The sequence below is a fragment of the uncultured Aquimonas sp. genome (assembly GCF_937888285.1).
Classification (GTDB): Bacteria; Pseudomonadota; Gammaproteobacteria; order Xanthomonadales; family Xanthomonadaceae; genus Aquimonas.
Genome location: NZ_CALART010000043.1, coordinates 1 through 5,995, shown reverse-complemented (window position 1 = coordinate 5,995; position 5,995 = coordinate 1). Strand labels below are relative to the sequence as shown.

Sequence of the window (5,995 nt, the reverse complement as noted above, 5' to 3'; positions counted from 1 at the left end):
ATCCCGAATCCCGAATCCCGAATCCCGAATCCCGAATCCCGAATCCCGAATCCCAGTCCAAGCGCCCAAAGGCTAGACTCCACCTCCGGGCCAGCCCGGCCCGATGCGCCCGGAATCGTCTTGGCAGAGGACATCACCCGTTTGCTGCAGCAGGCCAGCGAGGGCGATCGCGCCGCACTGGATGCGCTGATGCCGCTGGTCTATGAGCCGCTGCGGCGGATCGCCCGCGGACAGATCGCCAGCGAAGGCCGCGCGCACACACTGTCGACTACGGCACTCGTTCACGAGGCCTGGCTGCGCCTGTCGAACGCGGGCGAGATCGAGTGGCAGGACCAGGTCCACTTCTATCGCTACGCCGCGCGCGCGATGCGCAACATCCTGATCGACGCCGCGCGGGCGCGTCAGGCGCAGAAGCGCGGTAGCGGGGCCGAGCATCTGGATATCGACGAACTGTCGCTGCCGATCAGCGACGCCGCCAGCGGCGATCTGCTGGCCCTGGACGAAGCGCTGCTCAAGCTTGGCGAAGTCAATCCGCGGCTGGCCCAGGTCGTCGAGCTGCGCTTCTTCGCCGGACTTGAAGTTGAACAGGTCGGCGAGGTGCTGGGGATCCACGCGCGCAGCGTCGTGCGCGACTGGCGACGCGCGCGCGCGCTGCTGGCGCAGATGCTGGATGCCGAAGCGCTGCCGGAGTAGCGCCGATGGACGCACAGGAACGCGAACGCTGGCAGCGTATCGATGCGCTGTTCGAAGCCGCTTTGGAGCAGCCCGAGGCGGATCGCCTGGCCTGGCTGGAGCAGGCCTGTCCTGATGCGGACCTGCGCGCGCAGGTGCTTGATCTTCTGCGCCGCGAGCAGCAGGACGCAGGGCCGCTGGAAGCCTTGGCCAACGCGCTCAGCCAGGGCCTGATCGTGGAAGGCTTGCGCGGGCGCTGCCTGGGCGGCTGGACACTGCTGGAGCTGCTGGGTGAAGGCGGCATGGCCACGGTCTGGCGGGCCAGCCGCGAGGTCGGCGGCTACACCCGCGAGGCTGCGCTCAAATGCCTGAAGCTCGGCCTGTACTCGCCCGAACTGCGCCAGCGCTTCATCGATGAACAGTCGATCCTGGCGCGGCTGGAGCACCCGCACATCGCCCGACTCTATGAGGCCGGCATCGCCGAGGACGGCACGCCCTACATCGCGATGGAGCAAGTGCGGGGCCTCGATCTGATCGCGCATGCGGACGCGCGCCGACTCGACACCGCGCAGCGCATCGCGCTGTTCCTGAAGGTCGTCGACGCGGTCGCGCACGCGCACCGCGAGCTGGTCGTGCACCGCGACCTCAAGCCCGCCAACATCCTGGTCGACGAACACGGCGCGCCGCGCCTGCTCGACTTCGGCATCGCCCGCCTGATCGAACCCGGCAGCGGCCATGTCGCCACCACCGCGCTGCGCCCGCACACGCCCGAGTACGCCGCGCCCGAGCAGCTGCACGGCGAGCCGGTCGGCGTGCGTGCGGATGTGTATGCGCTGGGCCTGCTGCTGCACGAGCTGCTCTGCGGCGAGCGCGCGCCCGCGGATCCGCAGCAGCGCGAGCAGGGCGGGCCGTCCACCCGTCTGCGCCGCAGCGCGCGTCGCGAGGCGCTCGCCGAGCTGCGACGACGCAGCGCCACCCGCCTGCTGCGCGAGCTGCGCGGCGATCTCGATCTGATCGTGCAGCGCTGTCTTCGGGTCGAGCCCGGACAGCGCTACCCCAGTGCCGAGGCGCTGGCCGAAGACCTGCGGCGCTGGCAGCAGCAGCGCCCGATCAGCGCGCGCCAGGGCAACCGCCGCTACCGCTTCCGACGCTACCTGCAGCGACACTGGCTGCCGCTCTCGGCCGCCGCGCTGGTGCTGCTGTCCTTGAGTGCAGGCATCGCGCTGGCCCTGCGCGAGGCCGCGCGCGCCGATGCCGAAGCCGCGGCAGCGCGTCAGGCCGAAGCCGAAGCCCGCAGTCAGGCGCAACGCGCCCAGACGATCACGGGCTTCGTGGTCGGCCTGTTTCGGGCGCAGCTGCCTGGGCGTCCGCGCGACGAGATGCCGAGCACGCGTGAGCTTTTGGACCGCGGCATCGAACAGGCCCGCGACCCTGCCGCCGGGCCGCCCGACCTTCGCGCTGACCTGATGCTCACGCTCGGCGAGATCGTGATGGCGCGGCTGCAGTTTGACGAGGCAATGGCGCTGGCCGAGGAAGCGCAGTCGCTACTCGGCGATGCGGCCACGGCCGAGCCCGAGGCCTGGGGTCGCGCCCTCCACCTGCGCGCCGACGTGTTCCGCTTCCAGCGACGATACGAGGACCTGCGCACTGCTCTGGATGACGGCATCGCCTTCCATGACGCGCGCGCGCCGCGCGCCGTGCGACGACTGGAGATGCTGCGCGAGCGCGCCGGCCTGGAGCGGCACATGGAAAACTTCGGCGAGTCCGAGCGCTTGCTGGCCGCGCTGCGTGTCGAGATCGAAGGCCGCGACGACATCGGCGATCTGCCCATGCGCCTGCTCGGTGATCTGGCGAATGTGTACGGCGCGCAGGGCCGCCTGCGCGAGGCCGCGGCGATGCACGAGGAAGTGCTGGCGATCAAGCGCGCGAGCCCGGAAACCAGCGCGGTGTCGCTCAGCATCAGTCTGTTCAACCTGGGCAGCGCGCGTTTCTCGATGGGCGCACTCGATGAGGCGCGACGGCGCTTCGATGAGGTGCAGGCGACCCTGGCGAGCATCGACACGCCGGTGCAGGTGCGCGCGGCCGCTCTGCACGCACAGGCCCGGCTGGAACACGCGCAGGGCAGGGCAGAGCGCGCGCTGGAACTTCAGCGCGCCTCGGCGCAGGAGTGGGCCCGCAACCTCGGCCATGCCAGCGCCGAACAGGACTATCTGGAGGATTGGCACAGCGGCCGCATCCTCGCCGATCTCGGTCGCCGCGAGGAGGCTCGCCGTAGGCTTGAACGTGCAGTCGGTCGCATGCAGACGCGGCAGGACGCACCGCCGCCGCGGATCGCCAGCGTGCAGGCGCGAATTGCGCAGATCCATTGCGAGCAGGCCGAGGTCGAGGCGGCGCGTGACTGGTTGGCGCAGGCGCGAAGCACGCTGGGCGGCGGATCCGACGAATCGCTGGATGAGGCCGAAGCCGTCTGCGCCATGGCGGAGGGGCGGGCCGCGGCTGCGGTAGAGGGCCTGCAGAACCGGCGCCAGCGCGATCCGCTCAGCGTCGACGATCCCGAGTTCGATCGCATGCGGGTGGAGACCTTGCTGGCGGAAGCGCTGGCTGCGGCAGGGCGCGAGGACGAGTCGCGCGTGTTGGCGGATGAGATCGAGGCGCGACTGGACCGCATCGGTGCCGTGCCGGAGCACGCGCTGCGTCTTCGCGTGCAGGCACTGCGTCGCTGAACCGTCGAACGCGCTTGCCCGCGTTCGACGGAAGCTCGTGCGGCGGGTGGCCATCGCGGGGCTGCGCCCATGGAAAACGGTCGACGCGTTGCGCTTGTCTACCCTGCGCGTGGGGATGCGACGGGCGCCGGCGAGGCCAAGGCGTCACTGGCCCGGGTCGCGCGGTTGCCACGATTCAGATCGGGTCGATGCTCAGCGCGCGTTGACTCTGGGTGTGGCGAAGCAGCGGGCTCGGTCCTGGTTGTCCTGTGCTCGCCGCTTTCTGCGCTGGGGGAGGTGAACCGGAAACTGGCCCCGCTGGAGGCGTTCGATCATGCCCCGTCTGCTCACTCGTCTTGTACCCGCCATCGTCCTGCTGACCTGCGCTGCGCTGGCGTCCGCCGCGACCCGCACCTGGCCCGGCAATGCGCCCTGCGCAGGCACGCTGCAGGCCTGCATTGACGCTTCGGCGGCGGGTGACGAAGTGCTGATCGCGACCACGGCCGAGATCGACGAGAACATCACCCTCAACAAGTCCTTCGCCCTGCGCGCGGCGCCCAACCAGGTGGCGCGCTTCGCGCCGGGGCGCAGCGTCATCGGGCAGATGACCAACAACGTGACGAGCTGGGATATCGAGGGCCTGCACCTGCGCGACGGCCGGCTCGAGCTGCTGCACAGTGCGCCGTCCTCGCTGAGTGTGCGCCTGGTCAACAACCGCCTGGACTTCACCGAGGGCCCGACCTTCGGTGCACGCGTCGAGTTGAGCGTGGTCAAGACGAATGCCAACGGCACCGCCACCGTCGAGGTGCAGAACAACCGCGTCGACAACGGCATGTCCAACCAGCCGGCGATCAGCCTCAGCCTGAACGCGCGCGCCACGGGCCGCGTGGCCTTCAATCGCATCGTTCGGCGTTGGCCACAGGGCAGCAGTGGTTACGGACTCCTGCTCAGGCTGAGTCCCGGCGATCCGCACGTGGTGAACGTGTATGGCAACCGCGTCGAGGGCGGCTTTCGTGATGGCGCCCTGCGCGTCGATGTGGGCGTGACGCCGGTGTTCGGCAGTGGAGGCAGTTCGACGCCGGTGGTCCGCGCGTTCAGCAATGTGCTGGTCTGCCGGAAATTTGGTGCGACCTTCTACCCGGTGGGCCTGTATGCGGCCTCGTTCGCCGCCGGTGGCCAGAACGAGCTGCGCCTGTTCAACAACACCGCCGTGGGCTGCGACACCCCGATCTGGATCGACTACCCGATCAACGGACCCAGCCTGAGCGGCAGCATCTTCAACAACCTGATCGCCCACAACACCCAGAGCCTGGTGGTCTCGGGCAATGTGGTGGGCGGCTTCACCATCGAGCGCAACCTGAGTTTCGGCAACAGTTTCAACACGATGCCCGCCAGCGCCACGCTCACCGTAACCGGCGATCCGCGCCTGCGCTCGCTGCGGTTTCCGCGGCTGGGCGCGGGCTCGGCCGCGATCAACGCCGGCAATGCAGTGTCCGCCCAGCTGCTCTACGGCGCGGCCGGCGCGCCGCAGGTCGATGTCGACGGGCGGCGCCGGTACGTCGGAACGGGCGCGAACGCGGTCGATATCGGCGCCTACGAATCCGGCGACGAGGTCAGCCTGCTGCGCAACGGCAGCGCCAGCAGCAGTTCGATCGCGCTGCGCGTGGCCAGCGAGGCCGTGCCTGTCCACGTCAGCAAGAGCTTCAACCCGGTGGCGGGGGCGGCGGGCGCCAGCAACCCCAACCCGATCGGAGTGTTCCATCTGGGCGAATGGTTCGGCTATGCGATCGGCGCCAGCGTGCCGGCCAACGCCTACCTGCACCGCTTTGCGCCTGGCCCCAGCGGCAGCTTCGGCGCCAGCTATCGACACGAGACGGCGGCCGCCAACACCAGCTTCGAGGCCACCTCGCTCAGCAACACCTATCTCAACGGCAAGGGCCGCGAGGACGCGATCGTGCTGGCCACGCCGGTCTGGCTGGGCGGCGCGCAGAACCCGCAGAACATCGCCGTGGGCTTCAGCTGCCCCAGCGGCAGCACCGGCGCCAACTGCTGGTTCATCGGCAACCAGGTGCTGGGCGCCAGCATGCCGACCGGCTTCGGCTTCCATGTCTATGCCCAGGACCCCAGCCCCAACGCCTTCGTGCACCGCGTCACCACGGCCGGCCGCTTCAGCCCCATGGCCTATCACCCGCTGCTGGGCGACGATCCGAACCGCTGCGCGCGCGCCCTGGCCACCCCGCGGGTGGTGCCGGGCCTGACCAACAACACCACCTATGACCTCGAATGGCGGCAGATCGATGGCCGCGGCGTCTGGGGTATCCAGGGAGAGGCCTCGATGCCGGTGGGCGCCGAGTTCTTCGTCTTCGTCGACGCCACCTCCTTCGAGGACTGCGCCTTCGCCGAGCTGTTCAAGGATGGGTTTGAGGATTGAGGGCCGGGATTGGGAATTGGGAGTCGGGAATCGATGAAAACCCGGCACTTGCCTCGGCCAGCGCTGCATCTCGAATCGGACGACTGGTTTTGCAGGGGCTGGAGCTTGCGGAGCTGAGTGCAAACCTCAGGCTAGTCCCGATTCCCGATTCCCGATTCCCGATTCCCGATTCCCGATTCCCGATTCCCGA

At 69.3% G+C, this 5,995-nt stretch carries 3 protein-coding genes; all 3 read left to right on the top strand.

Annotated features, from left to right (window positions below; genetic code table 11):
* Window positions 1–120 precede the first annotated feature (120 nt).
* The 3 genes from Q0654_RS10195 (at window position 121) to Q0654_RS10185 (ending at window position 5,805) form a co-directional block, all read left to right on the top strand.
* Window positions 121–693 (top strand): ECF-type sigma factor, encoded by a 573-nt coding sequence (locus Q0654_RS10195; protein WP_298853411.1) that lies wholly within the window; start codon window positions 121–123, stop codon window positions 691–693.
* A gap of 5 nt (window positions 694–698) precedes the next feature.
* Window positions 699–3,395, top strand: coding sequence for a serine/threonine-protein kinase (locus tag Q0654_RS10190; protein ID WP_298853409.1), 2,697 nt, complete (start codon window positions 699–701; stop codon window positions 3,393–3,395).
* Window positions 3,396–3,708: 313 nt separating this feature from the next.
* Window positions 3,709–5,805, top strand: a complete 2,097-nt coding sequence (locus tag Q0654_RS10185; protein ID WP_298853407.1) for a choice-of-anchor Q domain-containing protein — start codon at window positions 3,709–3,711, stop codon at window positions 5,803–5,805.
* Window positions 5,806–5,995: the final 190 nt, after the last annotated feature.